Here is a 17,550-nt window from a genome sequence, read left to right as displayed (position 1 = left end):
TTCTGGGAAAGTGAACAGGCAGGTGAGAGGGGTAGCGATGCCGATTACGCGCAGGCCGGGCGCCTACACGTGCGGACTGGATGCCACGCTGTCGGTGCTGAACGGTAAATGGAAGCTGCTGATCCTCTGGCCGTTGAGTGAGCGCCCGCGCCGGTTCGGAGAACTACGCCGCTCGGTGCCCGGCGTCACCGAGAAGGTCCTCACCACCCAGCTACGCGAGCTCGAAGCCGACGGCATCGTGCACCGTGAGGTCTACGACGAGGTGCCGCCACGCGTCGAATACTCGCTCACCCCGCTCGGCGCACTGCTCAACGACGCACTGCTCCCCCTGGAGGCATGGGGCCGCGAACACCTGATGGGCGGCACCGCGCACCCGAGCCCCGCCGACCCATCACGCACCGGCCACCGGCTTGCTCAGCCGACCCACTGAGCTCCCCCACAGCCCGATACCCGGCTCTCGTCGCCCTGGACGAGCCCGGAACCAGGCCTCGCAGCCCGCCCCACCAGCCCACCGAGCACCCGTTTTCGCGTTCCGCCCGCCGAGACGATAGACTCGCGACGCCGAAAGGCACGCCGCCTTAGCTCAGTCGGTAGAGCGCTTCACTCGTAATGAAAAGGTCGGGGGTTCGATTCCCCCAGGCGGCTCCACTCGGAGACCAGCTCTGATCAGCTGATTCTTCATGTCGACGACGGTTCCGGTGCGGTAGGCCCCGGAACCGTTCTCGTCACGGATTGTCACATCGCCGGCTGCCGTACAACTGAACGGTGGATATTCGCACCGCTACCGAGCAGACCGCCGAACCGCTGCAATACGTTTCGGACCTCGTCGACGGCATCGCCGAACCGAATCCCGATGCGCGCACGATCACCGATCCGGCCGAAGCCGCTGAGCTGATCGCGGAAGAAGCCCGATCGCGCATCGCCGCTGTGCTCGAACGGTTCGGCGGTATCCCGGCCGTGCTGCTCAGCGGTGGGGTCGACTCGATCTACGTGGCAGCCGTTGCCGTTGCGTTGGGTGCCGAGCCGGTGGCGGTCACCGTCGTCACCGATGGTGAGCACCATGAGGCGAACGCGGCGGTCGCGGCAGCTGCGCTCGGGCTACGTCATCACGTGATCCGGCTCGGCGGCACCGATGTGATCGAGCTTTCGCGCGATGTGATGGGGCGGCTCGGCACCTCGGAACTGTGGGAGGTCACGGCCGGGATTCCGCTCGTCGCGGCCCGCCGGGTCTTCGACACGATCCCGGACCTGGGCGCGATCCTGGACGGAAGCGGCGCCGATGCCATATTCGGCGGCGGTCGACAGTTGACGCATCCGCCCGCCTCCCATGCAGCCCGGGCTGAGCTCGACCGGCTGATCAGAGCCGAATCCGCGGCGAACTTCCGCTACGACCGGCTCGTCCCGCATTTCTATCCAGCCCTGTTGGACGGATACGCCGACCGCTTGATCCACGTCTACCAGACGGTCCGCTGGTGGGCACTCGCCGAGACCTTCGCCCCATCCGCCCTCTTCGGCACCCGCGACGGCCGCGCATTCGACAAATTCGCCCTCCGCATGGCCTGCGACGCTGCCTTGCCCGCGGAATCGAAACACCTTGCCTGGTCGCCGAAATCACCGATCCAACGCTCATCCGGCCTGATGGGCGCCCTCGTCTCCGCCGCAAGGGCATACGCCGCCGACCTCCCCGGCGCACAGACCTACTCCGACCCGATGACCGAGGACGCCGAAGCCGTCGCCACCCGCCTGTACCTGGCCATCATCGGGAAGGGATAACCCCTCGCCGCCTGCCCTCCTCGCCACCGGCCGGCCAGCGGTGCCCGCGCCGGTAGACCCGCACCGGAGTGATCAGGACCGCGAGTTCGGTGACGATCATCCGGTACGGCTCGGCGTGCTCGAAGGTCGGCACGACCACGGCAGTCGCCGCGTGATCGCCCAAATGCTGCGCGAGCGCCATCGCCGCCACCAGCGGCCGGACGTCGAGCCCGACTGTGAAAACCAACCGATACCCGTACCGTTCGGCGAGCGCACCGAGATCGGCCCCGTCTTCGCCGGGTACTCCGCGCCGCATCAATCCGATTGCCTTCGGCGTGCAGTCCATTCCCAAGACCCCTCTGTCCCGTAGTTGGCTCGCTCCCGCCGCCGGAGATCAGACACCCGGCGGCGGGGCGTGCAGCTGACAGTGCTCGCTCGGGGATGTCCTGGCGACGACGCGGCGGGTGTCTTCTGGTCAGCAAATAGGGCGACATTTCGGCGTCATTCGGGTTACGGTGGCAGCTATGCGAACGACACCCAATACCGCGCTGCGGGCCGCTCGTACGGCCCGTTTGATGAGCCAGGACGATCTGGCGCGGGCGCTGCGGGAGGCCGGATGTGTCAGCGCGACCAAGCGGCTGGTGCAGCGCTGGGAGTCCGGTGCGACGGCCTACCCCCGGCCGAGTCACGCTCAGGCGCTCGAACGGGTGATGAAGCTGCCGATCGAATCGCTCGGGTTCGGGGCGGTGCGGGCGGGGCGCGGAATCGGTGGCCTCAACGACAACAGCCGAGATGTCGAGTCGCCGGTCGGCACCTTCGACAGCGTTCCCGCAGCGGCGGCGCGGGTGAGCGGCGATCATTCGGGAGTGTGGCTGAGCCGATACGAGTACTACTCGACCGGACGCGACGCGACGTTCACTGTCGCCCATTACGCCGTGGTCTTGCATCACGACACCCAGATCACCGTGCGCAGCTTGCCCGGGTCGTCGCCGTCGGTCACGGAGATGGACCTCACCGCGGACGGCAATGTCGCGACCGGCACGTGGTCCGAACGCACCGCGGTCGACGGGTACTACCGTGGCGCTCGCTACCACGGAGCGGTACAACTGCTCATCGACCCGACCGGCAACCGGATGGCCGGGAAGTGGATCGGATTCGGGAAGGACTTCGAAATCAACTCGGGTCCATGGGAATTGGTTCTCCAAGAGTCGAATACCAGCAAGTCGACTCTTGACGCGTATCAGCGGCCGGTCGAGGCATAGGCTGAGGGCATATGCCGGAGTTGGTTGTGCCTGCGGTGCGATGGCGTTCGGGGTGGCTCGAGGCACATGCCGAGTGGGGGCCGGGGGTGCATGAGGACGGGTTCGGATTGCGGCCGTCCGATGACGTCGAGTCGGCAACCGGATTCGCGGCATGGGTGCAGCGACTGCTGGATGAGTCGAGTGGGGTGATGCCCGCGGCGGCGCGGTGTACCTACCGGTGGATCGTCGACGATGATCGGGTGCTCGGTGGGATCGCACTACGGCATGGGGGCGAAGACGACGTGCTGCGGGTGGGGCACATCGGGTATGGCATCCGGCCTTCGGCGCGTGGGCGCGGGCTGGCGACGTGGGCTCTTGGCCGGATGCTCGATGAGGCGCGGGGGCTCGGGATGGGGCGGGTGCTGGTGATCTGCGCGGCCGGAAATGTCGCTTCGGCGAAGACGATCGAGCGCTGCGGTGGCGTGCTCGAGGCGATTGAGGAGACCGAGCTCGGTCCGGCCCGGCGGTACCGGATCGCGCTCGATCGGCTTCGCGTCTGAGGTGCGGCGGCCCGCTACGTCCGCGCGGCCGTGGAGCAGCAGGCGGCGTCGGCTTCGGTGGTTGTGGTTCCGCAACAGCGGGATTCGTCGTCGGCGAGCAATTCCGGGGCCTTGCCGAAGGTTTCGCTGTCGGCTAGGACGGTGTAGACCTCCCAGCGTTCTTTGTCGGGTGCGGTTACCCAGACCTTGTCCTGGGTGGCGAAGCAGCAGGTGGTGTTCATTTCTTCCTCGGTGAACAGGCCGGCCTCGGCGAGGCGGGTGATTTCGGAGTGGACGGTGTCGGTGGATTCCACTTCGACGCCGAGGTGGTTGACGGAACCTCCGTGGCCCGGGTTTTCGATGAGAACGAGCTTCAACGGTGGTTCGGTGATCGCGAAGTTGGCGTAGCCGGGCTTGCGTTTGGCCGGCTCGGTGCCGAAGAGGGTCGAGTAGAACTTCACCGACGCCTCGAGGTCGTCGACGTTGAGGGCGAGTTGGATGCGGGACATGACAGAACCTCCACCTGTGAGACATATATCGAAGAGCTGACAGGCATCAGCTTGCTCACCTTTTCGACATATGTCAATACCCGGCGTAAGGTGGATTTCGTGCCGAAAACTTTGCCCCTGGTGGATATGTCGGCGCCGGTGTGTTGCGCTCCGGTGGCCGCAGGCCCGGTCGACGATGCCGCCGCCCTCGAGGTGGCGCTGCGCCTGAAGGCGATCGCGGACCCGGCGCGGGTCAAACTGATGTCACTGCTGCTCACCTCGGCTGATGGCGCGGAGAGCACGGGCGAGCTGGCCCGCGCGCTCGGACTCGCCGAATCGACGGTGAGCCATCACCTCGGCCAGCTCCGGAAGGCTGGTCTGGTGCGATCCGAGCGGCGCGGGATGAGCGTATTCCACCAGGCGCGCCGCGAGGCGCTGTCCGCACTGTGCGTGGTGCTCGATCCGAATTGCTGCTGAGCCGGCCGTACCGGTGTTGGGCTGTGCCGGTTCCGGGCTGTCCGTGCGGTGTTGGGCCGACCGTGCGTGGCGTGGCCAGCCGCGCTGGGGTTGAGCTGGTCGCGCTGGAATCGACCTGGGCCGGCGCCGGTGTTCGGCAGTCGTGCTGGTGTTGAGCCGGCCGAGTGCGGCGCTGGGCCCACCACCCTGCTGTCGGGCCCGGGCTGCGTTGCCATTGAACCGGCCGAGCCGTGTTGGGTCGGCCGAGTCGGTGTCGGGCCTGTCGAGCCGACAGCATTATGCCCAGCCGGTCGTGTGGGCGTCGAGCCGTCCGTGCCGGGCGTCGAACCCGCCGTGCCGCTGGTCTGGCCCGGTACCTACCGAGCCGCATTCGACCCGGCCGAGGTACCACCCCGAACCGGTACCGACCTCCCTCAGGGCACGATGACGATCTTGCCGCGGACGTGTCCCTCTCGGCTAGCGGTGAACGCCTGCGGTACTTCGTCGAGCGAGTAGGTGCGGGCGATCGGCACGGTGAGCGAACCCGCTGCGGCGAGGTCGGCGAGGCGCTGGGTCTGGGTGCCGTCCGGGCGTACCCACACCACATGTCCGCCGTGCGCTTCCACCTCGGGATCGGCGATGGAGGCGTGGCGGCCGTTCGTGGCGAGCACCTGGGTGGTGACGTCGAGTTGGCCGCCGACGAAATCGGCGACCGCGTCCACCCCGTCGGGTGCGAGTTCGCGGACCCGGTCGGCGAGGCCGTCGCCGTAGCTCACCGGTTCGGCGCCGAGTTCGCGCAGGAAATCGTGGTTGCGTTCGGAGGCGGTGCCGATCACCCGCGCGCCGCGCGCCGTGGCGATCTGCACGCCGAGGCTGCCGACACCACCGGCCGCGGCATGGATGAGGACGGTGTCGTCCGCGCCGACCCGCAGGGTGTCGAGGGTGCGCAGTGCGGTGCCGCCAGCCAGTGGCAGCGCGCCGGCCTGCTCCCAGGACAGTTCCGCAGGCTTGCGGGCAAGGGTGGGGGCGGGCACGGCCACCAGTTCGGCGAAGGTACCCGCGTGCAGCGTGTCCTTGCGTGCGTAACCGAGCACTTCGTCGCCGACGGTGAATTCCGGCGTGTCAGGGCCGGTTTCGACGACGACGCCGGCCACATCCCAGCCCGGGATGACGGGGAAGATCGCGTCGATCAACCCGTCGAGCCCGCCGGTCATCAACTTCCAATCGACCGGATTCACCCCCGCGGCTCGCACCTCGACCAGCGCCGTTCCCGGAAAAACCTTCGGTTTCGGCAGCTCTTGCACCCGAATGTCGGCGACATCGGAGCTGTACCGGTCGTAGGTTGCGGCGCGCATGAAGCATCCTCTCGATATCGGTTCCGTGGTCTCCGAGTGCAACAGAGGCACCGCACCGATATTCCGAGCGGATTCCGCGCCGGTACATGCCGGCGCCGGAGGAACCCAGAGCTCACCGAGACCGGGCACCGTTGACCGGATCTCGGTGAACCTCCGCTCAGCCCGCGGCTGCCGCGCGCAGGCCGGTGCGGCGGATGATCCGAGCCAGTTCTGCGTTGAACCGGTCGGCCGCTTCGATATTGGTGAGGTGTCCGGTGGGCCAGACGTGGTAGTCGGCGAGGTGGCCGGCACGGTCGAGGGCGTCGGCGATGATGCGCGACATCCGTTCCGGCAGCAGGCGGTCGTGCTCGCCCGCGATCACCGTCGTCGGGACGGCGAGGTTGCTGGCGGCGTCACCGAGTTCGAGGTCGGCGAGGGCGGCCGCGTGCCTGCCGCGGGCGAGCGGGCGGCAGGAGCGGACGATACCGAGAGCGAATTCGACCTGGTCGGGGGTGGCGGTCGGTGACATGATGCGGGACTTGAGCACGGCGCGGGCCGCCCATCCGCCGGGGAACGGGACCGGCGCGGTGAGCAGCGTCTCGGCGAAGATGATGGGCATCCGAACACCGGCCCCGAAGACCGTGATCGGACGTTCGGCGACCATCAGCGGCTTGTTGAGCAGCGGCAACAGGTCGGTGTCGTAGCGGATATTGCCCGAGGTGGTGTTCACCAGGACGGCGGCCTTTGCGCGGCGGCGGACCTGGTCGGGGTGCCGGGCGGCCCATGCTTGCAGGGTGATACCGCCCATGCTGTGGCCGACGAGTACCGCGCGCTGCCCGGGGCGCAGGGTGGCGTCGAGGACGGCGGCGAGATCGTCGGCCATGGTGTCGGCGCTGGGGAACAGCGTTCCGGCTTGGCTTTCGCCGTGGCCGCGCTGGTCGTAGCAGATGACCCGGTGCGTATCGGCGAAGGCGTTGATCTGCGGGTTCCAGTACTCGATGCTGCAACTCCAGCCGTGGACCAGCACGATCGGATCGCCGTCGGCCGGGCCGTAGGCGTGCACCCGCAGGCGCGCGCCGTCGATGGTGGTTACCGGGATGACCTCGTGCGGTGCGGTGGGCGCGTTGAGCGACGCCGTCTGGAATGTGCGCGACCGCAGTCCGGCGCGAAAGGGGGCGGTCAGGGCGCCGTGGCGGACCTGCGCCAGCGTCTTCATCGACTTCACCAGCATCAGAGCACTCCTTTGTGTCTACCGTCACGGTAAATGCAAGCTGGGGTGCTTGCAAGTGCAAGCGCCGCTTGCCGGAAACTCTTACCGCGACGGTCCGCTACACCGGGTGTCGGTCCGGTGTGTAATGCCGTTACCGGGAAAATGCCCGAAATGGGGCCGAAATATGCCTCCTGTTTGCTGATGTGTGCGTGTCGTTACCGAACCGAACGGTGTCGGTGCCCGGTGCGATCATGGGGCGATGGCGACCGATCCGATCGGCTTGCACCGCCGATACCCGTGCTGCGCATGTTCGATGTGGCGAAGACCTAGCGAGCACCACGGTGACGGCACTCCCGGCAGCGTGTTGTGGATGGCTGTGGATGATATTCACGCCTGGCATGCCGAGCTGGCGGCCAAGGAATACCGGTACGCCGACCCGGGATGTCCGCACGACGGCCCCGGCGGGCCGGGCTTCGACCTGGTCGATCCCGCGGGCAACTCGCTGCGATTCGCGCAGCCGCAGTCTCGATAGCGGCGGCACGTCGGCCCCGGCTACGGTGAGATTCGTGGACATCACGCAGTCGGAACCGGTGGCCCGGCGGCCGCAGACCAGGTGGCGCGCCCTGGCGGTGCCGGCGGCGGTGGCCGGGGCCGGGGTGCTCGCGGTGCTGGCTGTGCATCTGCGGGATCCGCATGTGGAGGGATCGTGGGGGATCTGCCCGGTGTATGCGCTGACGGGGGTGTACTGCCCGGGATGTGGTGGTATGCGGGCAGTACACAACCTCACCGAGGGGCAGGTGCTCGATTCGCTGCACAGCAACCTCATCGCGTTGCCGCTGCTGATGCTGTTCGCGGTATGGGTGGGCGACTGGGCGATCCGGGCGTGGCGCGGTAAACCCATGCGGCACTTCGGCATCAATGCCCTCACCATGTGGTCGATCTTCGGCTTCCTCGCGGTGTACACAGTGCTACGCAATACGCCGTGGGGTAGCTGGTTGACGCCGGTCTGAGCAGCCCGAACGCCCCCGCTCCCCGGCGAAACGGGGCAAGCTGGAGATAGGGCAGCGGCCGGAAAGGACACAGCGCATGATCGATTCACTCAAGGCACGGGTACGTGCCAAGCTGCTGCGTCAGCTCGTCGAGGACGGACCGACGGACTCCGAGCAGGACGATCCCCGGCTGATCTCGGTGGAGACCGATCTCGACGCCCTCGACAGCGTGGCCGAGGACGATCCGCTTGTCGAGGAACTCGCCACCCGCTATCTGGTCTTCTGAGCAACGCTCAGGCGCCGGTCGACATCCCACCCGAGGGCGGTAGCTGTGGCAATGCCTCGGCCAGCAGCCAGCTGTCCCACAGTGGGCGCAGCGGCACCAAGCTGTAGTGCCCCGCCAGATCGGTGAACTCCTCGGTGGTCACCGAGGCGTGCCGATAGCGCGAGGTCCATTCCCGCAGCATGTCGAAGAACGCGGTATCGCCGAGCTCGAGCCGCAGCGAATGCAGGCACAGCGCGCCACGCTTGTAGACCCGATCGTCGAACATGTGCGCGGGCCCAGGATCGCCGACGACGATGTCCTGCGGTTGCCGCGCCAGATTGTGCCGCGCCGCCCTGGCCTGCTGGTCGGCGCTCGGCCCGCCGGAGGCCTCGGACCAGATCCATTCCGCGTAGCAGGCGAAGCCCTCGTGCAGCCAGATATCGCGCCACTGCCGGATGGTGAGGCTGTTGCCGAACCACTGGTGGGCGAGTTCGTGCGCGACGAGTCGTTCCGCGCCACGGCGGCCGTCGCAGTGGTTGGCGCCGAAGATCGAGATGCCCTGTGCCTCGATCGGGATCTCCAGCTCGTCATCGGTGACGACCACCGTGTACGCCTCGAACGGATACGGCCCGAACTTGTCGATGAACACCGCGAGCATCTGCGGCTGCCGGGCGAAATCGTGGTCGAAGTTCGCGCGCAGGCGGGCGGGTACCAGGGCGTGCATGGGGACCGGACCGTGCGCGGGGCCGATCCGGTGTTTGCGGTACTGGCCGATCTGGATGGTCGCCAGATAGCTCGACATCGGTTCGGACTGCTCGTAGACCCAGGTGGTCTGGCTGGCCTTGGTCTGCTTGCGCAGCAGGGTGCCATTGGCGAGGGCGTGGTAGGGGGTGTCGGTGGTGATCGAAATGCGGTAGCTGGCCTTGGAACTCGGATGATCGTCGCAGGGGAACCAGGACGCGGCGCCATTGGGCTGGCTGGCGACCAAGGCCCCGTCGGTGAGTTCCTCCCAGCCCACCTCACCCCACGGGCCGCGCACCGGGCGCGGGGTGCCCGCGTACTGCACCGTGACCGCGAGGAGCCCACCGGCCGGGATCCGCTGCTGCGGGGTGATGACGAGTTTGCCGTGCTGATGGGTGTACTTCGCGACCTTGCTGCCGTTGACCAGGACCTTCGACACCGACAGCGATTGCGACAGGTCGAGGGCGAAGCGCGGGCGGACCTCGGTGGTGACCGCGGTGATGTCGGCACGGCCGGCGAGCCGGTTGCTGGCGACCTTGTAGGTGAGGTCGAGTTCGTACCGTGAGACCCGATAGCCCCGGTTTCCGTTCTGCGGCAGGTACTCGTCGATGGGGGCGTCGTAGAACTTGCCTCTCATCGGCCGGCGGCCCCTGGATCGGCGGCCGCAGCCCATGGCGCGATCGGATTGCCCCACCACCGCGTCGACGGCGGCACCGTGTCGCCGCGCATGACCAGCGAGGCCGGGCCGATGGTCGCGCCCGCGCCGATGGTCGCGGCGGGCAGGGCGACGCAGTGCGGGCCGAGGGTGGCGCCCGGTCCGAGGGTGACGGTGTCCATCGACATGATCCGATCGTGGAACAGATGGGTCTGCACCACACAACCGCGTTCCACGGTCGCGCCGTCGCCGAGGGTCACCAAATCCGCCTCCGGTAGCCAATAGGACTCGCACCACACACCGCGACCGATACGGGCACCCAGACCACGCAGCCACAGATTCAGCACCGGAGTACCCGTCGCGGCGCGCGCGAACCACGGTGCCGCCACCGTTTCCACGAAGCTGTCGGACACCTCGTTACGCCATACGAACGAACTCCACAGCGGATGTTCTTCGGCGCGGATCCGGCCGATCAGCAGCCATTTGGCGGTGATCGCGCTCGCGCAGGCCAGCGCGCCCGCGACCATGAGCACCACACCCGAGAGCAGCGCGGCGCCCGGGTAGCCGATGTTCTGCGCCAGCCAGGCCAGCGTGAACAGCACGCCGACGCCGATCGCGAAGGTGACGAGCACCGGCAGCAGGCGGCAGGTTTCCACCACGCCGCGGAAGACTCGCAGCCGCAGCGGCGGATCGAAGGTGCGCTCGGTATCGGCGGTTTCGGCGGCGCGGCGCAGCCGCACGGGCGGGCTGCCGAGCCAGGACGAGCCCGCCTTGGCCTTGCTCGGGGCGGCCGAGAGCACGGCGACCAGCCCGTTCTTCGGCACCCGGCGCCCGGGCGCGGTCATCCCGGAGTTGCCGAGGAAGGCGCGTTTGCCGACCTTCGCCTCGCCGATGCGCAGCCAGCCGCCGCCGAGTTCGTAACTGGCGATCATGGTGTCGTCGGCCAGGAACGCGCCATCGGCGACGGTGGTGAACTTCGGCAGCAGCAATACCGTCGAAGCTTCCACCCGCTTACCGATCTTGGCGCCGAGCAGCCGCAACCAGATGGGGGTGAGCAGGCTGGCGTAGAGCGGGAACAGGAAGTTGCGGGCGCCGTCGAGCAGCCGTTCGGTGGCCCACACCTGCCAGCCGACGCGGCTGCGAACCGGGTGGTAGCCCTCGGTGAGGCCGAGGCTGAGCACCCGCACCGCGAGCACCGTGGCCACGGCGTAGACGAGCAGGCTCACCAGGGTGGCCACCGGCAGCATGAGCAGGCCACGTCCGAGTGCGCCCGCGATGGTGGTGGTGTCGCGGATCCACCAGACGATCAGCGCGCCACCGGCGGCCAGCCCGAGAATGGGCATCGCGGCCAGGCCCATCGAGCTGATGGCGAACGCGAGCACCCAGTGAATCGCGCGTTTCGGCGTCTCGGCGGGCCAGCGGTGCCTGGCCTTGCCGACCTTCACCGCGGGCGAGCCCGCCCACTCCTGATCCGGCTTGACCTTCCCGGAGACCGCCGAACCGGCCGCGATCTCGGCGTCACGGCCGATCTTGGTGCCGGGCAGCAGGATCGAGCGCGCGCCGATCACCGCGCCGCGGCCGACCACGATGGGCCCGATATGCACGACGTCGCCGTCGATCCAGTAACCGGACAGGTCCACTTCGGGCTCGACGCTGCATCCGTCGCCGAGTTCGAGCATTCCGGTCACCGGCGGCAGCGTGTGCAGGTCGACGCCCTTGCCGATCTTCGCGCCCAATGCCCGCGCGAACGGCACCATCCACGGTGCGCCGGACAGGTTCTCGGCACCACTGGCCTCCGAGAGCCGCACCGCCGCCCACAGCCGCAGATGCACCGAACCACCGCGCGGATAGCTGCCGGGTGCGACCCCGCGCAACAGCAGCCGGGCGCCTGCGACACAGATGCTCATCCGGCCCAGCGGGGTGATGAAGACGACGAACAGCAGCAGCGTCCACCACCACGACAGCTGCGGCAGCCAGGGCAGCGCGCCCGCCCAGCTCGCGATATTGCCCGCGATGGCCAACCAGGTGAGCCATTGCAGGCCGGTGAGCGTGGTCAACGGAAGGGTGGCGAGGACTTGGGCGCACTGTGCGGACAGCGGCGTCGGGCGGACGGTCCGTTCGACGACGGCGTCCGACGGCGCGGTCTCGTCGAGGAATTCGGCAAGCGCGCCCAGCCGCGGATGGTCGTACAGGTCGGCGACCGCGATGCGCGGATACCGTTGCCGCAGTGCGGTCACCAGCTGTGCCGCCGAGAGCGAGCCGCCGCCGAGATCGAAGAAATCAGCGTCCGCGCCGGTGATCTCGGCGCCGAGGATCGAACTCCACAGCTCGGCCACCCAGGCGGCGGTGCCGGTGAGCCCGTGGTCGACGGTCTCGTCGCTGCCGCCCACCGGCCAGGGCAGGGCGTCGCGGTCGACTTTGCCCGAGGTGCGGGTGGGTAGTTCCGGCACCACCACCAGCCGCGGCACCAGCGGGGCGGGCAATTGCTCGGCGAGCAGCGCGCGGGCGGCCTTGATGTCGTAATCGGGTGGGATACCGGTGAGGTAGCCGACCAGGATCTGATTGCCTGCGGCGGTGGTGCGGACGGCGGCGGCCGCACCGCTCACCCCGGGCAGATGTTGCAGCGCGTTGTCGAGTTCGCCGAGTTCGATGCGGCGCCCGCCCACCTTCACCTGATCGTCGGCGCGGCCGATGAAGACCAGTCCGGCCTTGTCGTTGCGCACCAGATCGCCGCTGCGGTAGGCGCGTTCCCAGCCGAGGGAGGCCAGCGGCGCGTACTTCTCGGCGTCCTTGGCCGGATCCAGATAGCGGGCCAGGCCGACGCCGCCGATCACCAGTTCGCCGGATTCGCCCTCGCCCACCGGATTACCGGCGGCGTCGACGACGGCCAGATCCCAGCCGTCCAGCGGCAAACCGATGCGCACCGGCCAGTTCCCGTCCAGCAGCGCCGCGCACGCGACGACGGTGGTTTCGGTGGGGCCGTAGGTGTTCCACACCTCGCGTTCGGATTCCGGGTCGCCCGCCAGACGTTCGGCCAGCTCCGGCGGCACGGCCTCGCCGCCGAAGATGAGCAGCCGCACCGGTTCCAGCGCTTCGGCGGGCCAGGTCGCCGCCAGCGTCGGCACGGTGGAGACGACGCTGATCTCGTGCCGCACCAGCCACGGACCGAGATCGGCGCCGGTGCGCACCAGCGCGCGAGGTGCGGGGACCAGACAGCCGCCGTGCCGCCAGGCCAGCCACATCTCCTCACAGGAGGCGTCGAAGGCCACCGACAGTCCGGCCAGCACCCGGTCGCCGGGGCCGATCGGGGCATCGCGGAGGAACAACCGGGCCTCGGCGTCGACCAGGGCGGCAGCGTTGCGATGGGTTACCGCAACACCTTTCGGCGTGCCGGTGGAGCCGGAGGTGAAGATGATCCAGGCGTCGTCGGCGGGGGAGGGCTGCTGCGGCCCGTCGGGTTGCCCATCGTTTGCCGTGCTGGCGTGCTCGGTCGCTTCGATCCCGGCGGCGGTGACGATCGCGGTGACCCGCGCCTCGCCGAAGACCAGGCGGGCGCGTTCGTCGGGATCGTCGGCGTCCACGGGTACGTAGGCCGCGCCCGCGTGCAGTACCGCGAGAATCGTGACGTAGAGCTCACGGGTACCGGACGGCATCCGCACCCCGACGCGGTCGCCGCGCCGCACCCCCGCCGCGCCGAGGCGCTCGACCGTCGCGGCGATCTCGGCGAGGAGCTCGGTGTAGGTGAGGGCGGTATCGCCGTCGTCGATGGCGGGGGCGTCCGGATGGGCACGTGCCGTCTCGGCGAGGATGTCGACCAGCGTTCGCGCAGGTGGGGCGAGGGTCGAACGTAGCAGCGGATCGAGCTCCTGGACCGAACCATCGGTGTCGATCTGCGGCTGGAGCATCACGTCCGGCCCACCTTCCTCAGCACTGTCCGGCAGTAACCATGTTCGGCGGTACGGCCTCACCAACTAATTCTCGAAGACGGTTGTTTCATACGAGGGTTACCAATGGGCAAACGGAAAACACCCCGGTGACCAGTAGTCAACGGTACCCGCAGCGCGGGACGGGTTGACAGCGGCGCGGCCGGTCTGCCAATCTCGCCACAGGTCATGAGTGCCAGCGTCAAGCCCCGGCTTGCTGGCCGGCAACCCTCCTCCGCGGTGGGGTGCTCCGGGTGACGACCGGGCCGACGCCCGACCGGGCGCGGCAAGCGCGGACTCGACGAATCCTCTTTCGCGGGTCCCTAAGCCGATGGGATGACGTGATGACCGCTGTGTTCGATCAGACCTGTGCCGCCCTCGCCAGGGTCTCCGGAGACGACCTCCAGGTACCCCTCGTACAGGGCGGGACCTGCACTTACGCCAATTTCGACTATGCCGCGAGCGCGCCCGCGCTGGCTCAGGTCGCCGACCGGGTGCAGCGGCTGCTGCCGCTCTACGCCAGCGTGCACCGCGGCGCCGGCTACGCCTCGCGGATCTCCACCGAATGCTATGAGGCCGCCCGCGGTTCGGTGGCCCGGTTCCTGGATGCGGCAGACGACCAGGTGGTGGTCTTCACCCGCAACACCACCGACTCGCTGAACCTGCTCGCCGCCTGCGTGCCCGGCGACACGGTGGTGCTCGATGTCGAACACCACGCCAATTTCCTGCCCTGGCAACGGCGTGGGCGGCGCGTGGTGGCCGCGGCCGATACCGTCGAGGAGACGATTCGCCGGCTCGTCGCCGAGTTGTGCGCGAAACCGGCTGCGCTGCTGGCGGTTACCGGTGCCTCCAATGTGACCGGGGAAGTGCTGCCGCTGGCCCGGCTGGCCGAGATCGCCCACCAGTGCGGCGCCCGCATCCTGGTCGACGCCGCGCAGCTGGCACCGCATCGGCGAATCAGCCTGCGCGAGTGCGGCATCGATTATCTCGCTTTCTCCGGTCACAAGCTGTACGCGCCGTTCGGCGCGGGGGTGCTGGTGGGTAAGCGGGATTGGCTCGATGCGGCGCCGCCGTACCTGGCCGGCGGTGGTGCGGTGCGTGAGGTGCGCGTCGACGGCACCGAGTGGGCACCCGCGCCGCAACGGCACGAGGCCGGTTCGCCGAATGTGCTCGGTGTCGCGGCCCTGGCCGCTGCCTGCGACGCACTGTCCGAGATCGACGCCGAGCGGGTGATCGCGCACGAACGGCGGCTCGCCGAGCGGCTGCGCGCGGGCTTGTGCGCGATCCCGGGTGTGCGGCTGCTGCGCCTGTGGTCCGACAGCCCCGACACCGTCGGCATCGTCGCCTTCACACTCGACGGTTTCGCACCCGGCCAGGTGGCTGCGTATCTGTCGGCCGAACACGGCATCGGTGTGCGCGACGGCCGGTTCTGCGCGCATCCGCTGCTGGCCAGGCTGGGGCTCGATGGCGCGCTGCGCGCGAGCATCGGCCTCGGCACCGATTCCGCCGACGTGGACCGGCTGGTCTCGGCGGTCGCCGCGCTCGTGCAGGACGGCCCCGCATGGGATTACACCTGCACCAGCGGGCTGTGGAATCCGAGCCCGGAAACCAGGTCGTTCACCGGCGCCGAGGATGCGGGTGCGGCGCCCTGCCTCATCGGCTGACCGCCGGCACCGGCCACCGAGGTGTTGCGGGATTCTGGACGACCCGGTGCGAGCACTGCCGCCATCGCATCGGCCCCGGGGCGCAGCCGCTTGCCGTCACTCCGTGGCACCCTCTGCGCGGAGCGGCTGGGTGCCGGTGCGTGGTCCAGCAGCCGGTCAGAGCAGGCCGGGCAGGTGACCGCGCCGAATCAGTCCTCGTCCAGCGGGGTGGGGCGGTGGTAGCGCCCGTTGTGATACAGCAGCGGCGCGGCCGCCGGCTTCTCCTCGGTGGCGTCGTGCACGCGGGTCACCCGGCCGACGATGAAGGTGTGATCGCCGATGGGAATGCGCTGCTCGACGGTTGTGCGCAGCCAGATCGGCGTACCGTGCAGGACCGGTTCGCCGGTGTCCAGCGTGGTCCACAGCGACCGGTCGGTGAAGCGTTCCTCGGCGCTGCGCGCGAACCGCTGCGCGATATGGCGCTGATGTTCGCCGAGGAAATGGATCACCACCGAATCCGCCTCGCTCATCGCCGCCAGGCTCGACGAGGTGTGCGCGATATTGAACGACACCAGCGGCGGTTCCAGCGACAGCGACGCGAACGAGGTCGCCGTGAACCCGACCGGGCCGTTCGGCGACGACAATGTCACCACCGTCACCCCGGACGGATAGTGCCGCATCGAGGCGCGGTACTGCTCGGCGGTGATGCCGCTCAGGTCGTCGGGCACCCGCAGCCGGGCTTCCGCGGCGGTCGGTTCATGCGCGTCGGTCACATGACGAAACTACTGCCTGCCGCTACACGGGTTTCAGTCCACGTCGATCGGCAGGCCCGCGGTGATGCGTACCAGTTCCCGAAAGGTCGTGCGGAACACCGCATCCGGATGACCGCCGGCCGCCCACAGTTCGCGGTGGTGGGACAGGGCGGTGTCGACCCAGGTGGGAATGTTGGTCGGATGGCCGACGGGGGCGACGGCATCCACGGGATGGCCGGTCACTTCGAGGACGAGCTCGTCGGGGGCGGGCGTGAGGGTGCCTTCCAGCCGTTCGCCGGTGTGGGCGAGATCCACGTCGTGGCCGCCGGAGACCAGCAGCAGCACCGGATCATCGTCGAGCAGGTACAGCCGGGCCAGGGTGATGGCGCCGATGTCGACGCCGAGGGCGCGGGCGGCGTCGGCCGCGGCGGTGGGCCGATCCGGGTGGGTGACGATGACGCCGTGGTGGCCCCGGGCGATCAGGGTGTCCGCGACCCGGCAGGCGACCGGAGGAAGTGACCTGCGCATGAATCCAGGGTAGAGCTAACCGCTTCCGGCTGCCGGGTTCGCGATAACGGGTTCCATCCCACACGGTATCGCCGCCGTTACCGCCGTGTATACGCTGTACAGATGACTGATTGGCAGGCTTTCACCGTCGAAACCAGCGACCACGTCGCGCAGGTCACCCTGACCGGCCCCGGTAAGGGCAATGCGATGGGCCCCGACTTCTGGCGCGAGCTCCCCGAGATCTTCACCGCCCTCGACGCCGACCCCGAGGTCCGCGCGATCGTGCTGACCGGTTCGGGCAAGCACTTCTCCTACGGTCTGGACCTGCCCGCGATGAGCGGCACCTTCGGCCCGCTGCTCGCCGACAAGGCGCTGGCCGCCCCGCGCACCGACTTCCTGCACGAGATCCGCCGCATGCAGGCCGCGGTGACGGCGGTGGCCGACTGCCGCAAGCCCGTCATCGCCGCGGTCTCGGGCTGGTGCATCGGCGGTGGCCTGGACCTGATCGCCGCCGTCGACATCCGCTACGCCAGCGCCGAGGCCAAGTTCAGCCTGCGTGAGGCCAAGGTCGCCATCGTCGCCGATATCGGCTCGCTGCACCGGCTGCCCGCCATCATCGGCGAAGGTCACCTGCGCGAACTGGCCTACACCGGCAAGGACATCGACGCCGCGCGGGCGGAGAAGATCGGCCTGGTCAACGACGTCTTCGACGATCAGCAGGCCACCCTGGAGGCCGCGCACGCCACCGCGCGGGAGATCGCCGCCAACCCGCCGCTGGTGGTGCAGGGCGCCAAGGACGTGCTGTATCAGCGCAATGCCTCCGAGGTGGCCGAAGGGCTGCGCTATGTGTCGGCGTGGAACGCGGCGTTCCTGCCGTCGGAGGATCTGACCGAGGCGATTCAGGCCGTCTTCGAGAAGCGCGCCCCGCAGTTCAAGGGCCGCTGAGCGAGCAGTCCGGGTGAGGGGACCGTCTCCATTGCCGAACGCCGAGCGGCACACCACCGAGACGCCTGGTCGGGCGCTATCTCGGTGATGTGCCGCTGTCGATCTATGGT

General features: G+C 68.9%; 18 protein-coding genes, 1 tRNA gene and 1 riboswitch. Of the genes, 11 read left to right on the top strand and 8 right to left on the bottom strand.

Going from position 1 to position 17,550, the window contains the following annotated elements; all coding sequences use genetic code 11:
• Window positions 1–37 precede the first annotated feature (37 nt).
• The 3 genes from AC5W7N_RS02980 (at window position 38) to AC5W7N_RS02970 (ending at window position 1,773) form a co-directional block, all read left to right on the top strand.
• Window positions 38–430, top strand: coding sequence for a winged helix-turn-helix transcriptional regulator (locus tag AC5W7N_RS02980; RefSeq protein WP_195020492.1), 393 nt, complete (start codon window positions 38–40; stop codon window positions 428–430).
• Between the two features lie 142 nt (window positions 431–572).
• A tRNA-Thr gene (locus AC5W7N_RS02975) sits at window positions 573–648 on the top strand.
• Between the two features lie 117 nt (window positions 649–765).
• Window positions 766–1,773: an asparagine synthase-related protein gene (locus AC5W7N_RS02970; protein WP_195020493.1), complete on the top strand. Its 1,008-nt coding sequence runs from the start codon at window positions 766–768 to the stop codon at window positions 1,771–1,773.
• Here the strand turns inward: AC5W7N_RS02970 and AC5W7N_RS02965 are convergent.
• Entirely contained in the window at window positions 1,757–2,068 is a 312-nt protein-coding gene (locus AC5W7N_RS02965) for a hypothetical protein (RefSeq protein ID WP_195020494.1), read from the bottom strand. The genes AC5W7N_RS02970 and AC5W7N_RS02965 overlap by 17 nt on opposite strands.
• A 208-nt stretch (window positions 2,069–2,276) precedes the next feature.
• Between AC5W7N_RS02965 and AC5W7N_RS02960 the strand changes: the two genes are divergently transcribed.
• Window positions 2,277–3,014 (top strand): helix-turn-helix domain-containing protein, encoded by a 738-nt coding sequence (locus AC5W7N_RS02960; protein WP_228806765.1) that lies wholly within the window; start codon window positions 2,277–2,279, stop codon window positions 3,012–3,014.
• 11 nt (window positions 3,015–3,025) lie between these two features.
• Window positions 3,026–3,553, top strand: coding sequence for a GNAT family N-acetyltransferase (locus AC5W7N_RS02955; protein WP_194991578.1), 528 nt, complete (start codon window positions 3,026–3,028; stop codon window positions 3,551–3,553).
• A 14-nt stretch (window positions 3,554–3,567) separates the two neighbouring features.
• Here the strand turns inward: AC5W7N_RS02955 and AC5W7N_RS02950 are convergent, their stop codons facing one another.
• Entirely contained in the window at window positions 3,568–4,041 is a 474-nt protein-coding gene (locus tag AC5W7N_RS02950) for an ArsI/CadI family heavy metal resistance metalloenzyme (RefSeq protein WP_195020495.1), read from the bottom strand.
• Between the two features lie 99 nt (window positions 4,042–4,140).
• Here AC5W7N_RS02950 and AC5W7N_RS02945 point away from each other — a divergent pair, with 99 nt between their 5' ends.
• Window positions 4,141–4,497, top strand: coding sequence for an Rv2640c family ArsR-like transcriptional regulator (locus AC5W7N_RS02945; RefSeq protein WP_195020496.1), 357 nt, complete (start codon window positions 4,141–4,143; stop codon window positions 4,495–4,497).
• Between the two features lie 413 nt (window positions 4,498–4,910).
• Here the strand turns inward: AC5W7N_RS02945 and AC5W7N_RS02940 are convergent, their stop codons facing one another.
• On the bottom strand, window positions 4,911–5,831 hold the full coding sequence (locus AC5W7N_RS02940) for an NADP-dependent oxidoreductase (RefSeq protein WP_195020497.1): 921 nt from the start codon (window positions 5,829–5,831) through the stop codon (window positions 4,911–4,913).
• Between the two features lie 157 nt (window positions 5,832–5,988).
• Window positions 5,989–7,041, bottom strand: a complete 1,053-nt coding sequence (locus AC5W7N_RS02935) for an alpha/beta fold hydrolase (protein ID WP_163813664.1) — start codon at window positions 7,039–7,041, stop codon at window positions 5,989–5,991.
• 349 nt (window positions 7,042–7,390) lie between these two features.
• Between AC5W7N_RS02935 and AC5W7N_RS02930 the strand changes: the two genes are divergently transcribed.
• The 3 genes from AC5W7N_RS02930 to AC5W7N_RS02920 all read left to right on the top strand — a co-directional run bounded on the left by AC5W7N_RS02930 (window position 7,391) and on the right by AC5W7N_RS02920 (window position 8,295).
• Window positions 7,391–7,552, top strand: coding sequence for a glyoxalase superfamily protein (locus tag AC5W7N_RS02930; protein WP_228806764.1), 162 nt, complete (start codon window positions 7,391–7,393; stop codon window positions 7,550–7,552).
• Window positions 7,553–7,586: 34 nt separating this feature from the next.
• Window positions 7,587–8,030: a DUF2752 domain-containing protein gene (locus AC5W7N_RS02925; RefSeq protein ID WP_163813663.1), complete on the top strand. Its 444-nt coding sequence runs from the start codon at window positions 7,587–7,589 to the stop codon at window positions 8,028–8,030.
• A 76-nt stretch (window positions 8,031–8,106) separates the two neighbouring features.
• Window positions 8,107–8,295 carry a hypothetical protein gene (locus tag AC5W7N_RS02920; RefSeq protein WP_195020498.1) on the top strand — a complete coding sequence of 63 codons (189 nt, stop codon included), beginning with the start codon at window positions 8,107–8,109 and terminating at the stop codon, window positions 8,293–8,295.
• Window positions 8,296–8,302: 7 nt separating this feature from the next.
• Here the strand turns inward: AC5W7N_RS02920 and AC5W7N_RS02915 are convergent, their stop codons facing one another.
• Together AC5W7N_RS02915 and AC5W7N_RS02910 are read right to left on the bottom strand one after the other, a co-directional pair.
• Window positions 8,303–9,652, bottom strand: a complete 1,350-nt coding sequence (locus AC5W7N_RS02915; protein WP_195020499.1) for a M1 family metallopeptidase — start codon at window positions 9,650–9,652, stop codon at window positions 8,303–8,305.
• A complete protein-coding gene (locus AC5W7N_RS02910) occupies window positions 9,649–13,575 on the bottom strand; it encodes a Pls/PosA family non-ribosomal peptide synthetase (RefSeq protein WP_195020500.1) in 3,927 nt (1,308 codons plus the stop codon). Before AC5W7N_RS02910 ends, AC5W7N_RS02915 begins: the two co-directional genes overlap by 4 nt.
• Before the next feature lie 203 nt (window positions 13,576–13,778).
• Window positions 13,779–13,892, top strand: a riboswitch (SAM riboswitch).
• 45 nt (window positions 13,893–13,937) lie between these two features.
• On the opposite strand from AC5W7N_RS02910, the gene AC5W7N_RS02905 reads away from it, so the two are divergent.
• Window positions 13,938–15,257, top strand: coding sequence for an aminotransferase class V-fold PLP-dependent enzyme (locus tag AC5W7N_RS02905; protein WP_195020501.1), 1,320 nt, complete (start codon window positions 13,938–13,940; stop codon window positions 15,255–15,257).
• A 188-nt stretch (window positions 15,258–15,445) separates the two neighbouring features.
• On the opposite strand, the gene AC5W7N_RS02900 is transcribed toward AC5W7N_RS02905, so the two are convergent.
• Both AC5W7N_RS02900 and AC5W7N_RS02895 read right to left on the bottom strand, forming a co-directional pair.
• Window positions 15,446–15,916: a flavin reductase family protein gene (locus AC5W7N_RS02900; protein ID WP_228807083.1), complete on the bottom strand. Its 471-nt coding sequence runs from the start codon at window positions 15,914–15,916 to the stop codon at window positions 15,446–15,448.
• Between the two features lie 126 nt (window positions 15,917–16,042).
• Entirely contained in the window at window positions 16,043–16,516 is a 474-nt protein-coding gene (locus tag AC5W7N_RS02895) for a YbaK/EbsC family protein (RefSeq protein ID WP_163813658.1), read from the bottom strand.
• A 102-nt stretch (window positions 16,517–16,618) separates the two neighbouring features.
• Between AC5W7N_RS02895 and AC5W7N_RS02890 the strand changes: the two genes are divergently transcribed.
• Window positions 16,619–17,440 (top strand): crotonase/enoyl-CoA hydratase family protein, encoded by an 822-nt coding sequence (locus tag AC5W7N_RS02890; protein ID WP_195020502.1) that lies wholly within the window; start codon window positions 16,619–16,621, stop codon window positions 17,438–17,440.
• The last annotated feature ends 110 nt before the right edge of the window (window positions 17,441–17,550 follow it).

The organism is Nocardia sp. CDC519 (assembly GCF_059509835.1).
The sequence above is the reverse complement of the archived record's forward strand: the minus strand, read 5'-3'. Positions and strand labels throughout refer to the sequence as shown.

Coding starts and splice junctions, on each gene's coding strand:
- AC5W7N_RS02980 (WP_195020492.1), top strand. CDS start 38: ATGCCGATTACGCGCAGGCCGGGCGCCTACACGTGCGGACTGGATGCC.
- AC5W7N_RS02965 (WP_195020494.1), bottom strand. CDS start 2,068: ATGCGGCGCGGAGTACCCGGCGAAGACGGGGCCGATCTCGGTGCGCTC.
- AC5W7N_RS02960 (WP_228806765.1), top strand. CDS start 2,277: ATGCGAACGACACCCAATACCGCGCTGCGGGCCGCTCGTACGGCCCGT.
- AC5W7N_RS02955 (WP_194991578.1), top strand. CDS start 3,026: ATGCCGGAGTTGGTTGTGCCTGCGGTGCGATGGCGTTCGGGGTGGCTC.
- AC5W7N_RS02950 (WP_195020495.1), bottom strand. CDS start 4,041: ATGTCCCGCATCCAACTCGCCCTCAACGTCGACGACCTCGAGGCGTCG.
- AC5W7N_RS02940 (WP_195020497.1), bottom strand. CDS start 5,831: ATGCGCGCCGCAACCTACGACCGGTACAGCTCCGATGTCGCCGACATT.
- AC5W7N_RS02935 (WP_163813664.1), bottom strand. CDS start 7,041: ATGCTGGTGAAGTCGATGAAGACGCTGGCGCAGGTCCGCCACGGCGCC.
- AC5W7N_RS02930 (WP_228806764.1), top strand. CDS start 7,391: ATGGCTGTGGATGATATTCACGCCTGGCATGCCGAGCTGGCGGCCAAG.
- AC5W7N_RS02920 (WP_195020498.1), top strand. CDS start 8,107: ATGATCGATTCACTCAAGGCACGGGTACGTGCCAAGCTGCTGCGTCAG.
- AC5W7N_RS02915 (WP_195020499.1), bottom strand. CDS start 9,652: ATGAGAGGCAAGTTCTACGACGCCCCCATCGACGAGTACCTGCCGCAG.
- AC5W7N_RS02910 (WP_195020500.1), bottom strand. CDS start 13,575: ATGCTCCAGCCGCAGATCGACACCGATGGTTCGGTCCAGGAGCTCGAT.
- AC5W7N_RS02905 (WP_195020501.1), top strand. CDS start 13,938: ATGACCGCTGTGTTCGATCAGACCTGTGCCGCCCTCGCCAGGGTCTCC.
- AC5W7N_RS02900 (WP_228807083.1), bottom strand. CDS start 15,916: ATGCGGCACTATCCGTCCGGGGTGACGGTGGTGACATTGTCGTCGCCG.
- AC5W7N_RS02895 (WP_163813658.1), bottom strand. CDS start 16,516: ATGCGCAGGTCACTTCCTCCGGTCGCCTGCCGGGTCGCGGACACCCTG.
- AC5W7N_RS02890 (WP_195020502.1), top strand. CDS start 16,619: ATGACTGATTGGCAGGCTTTCACCGTCGAAACCAGCGACCACGTCGCG.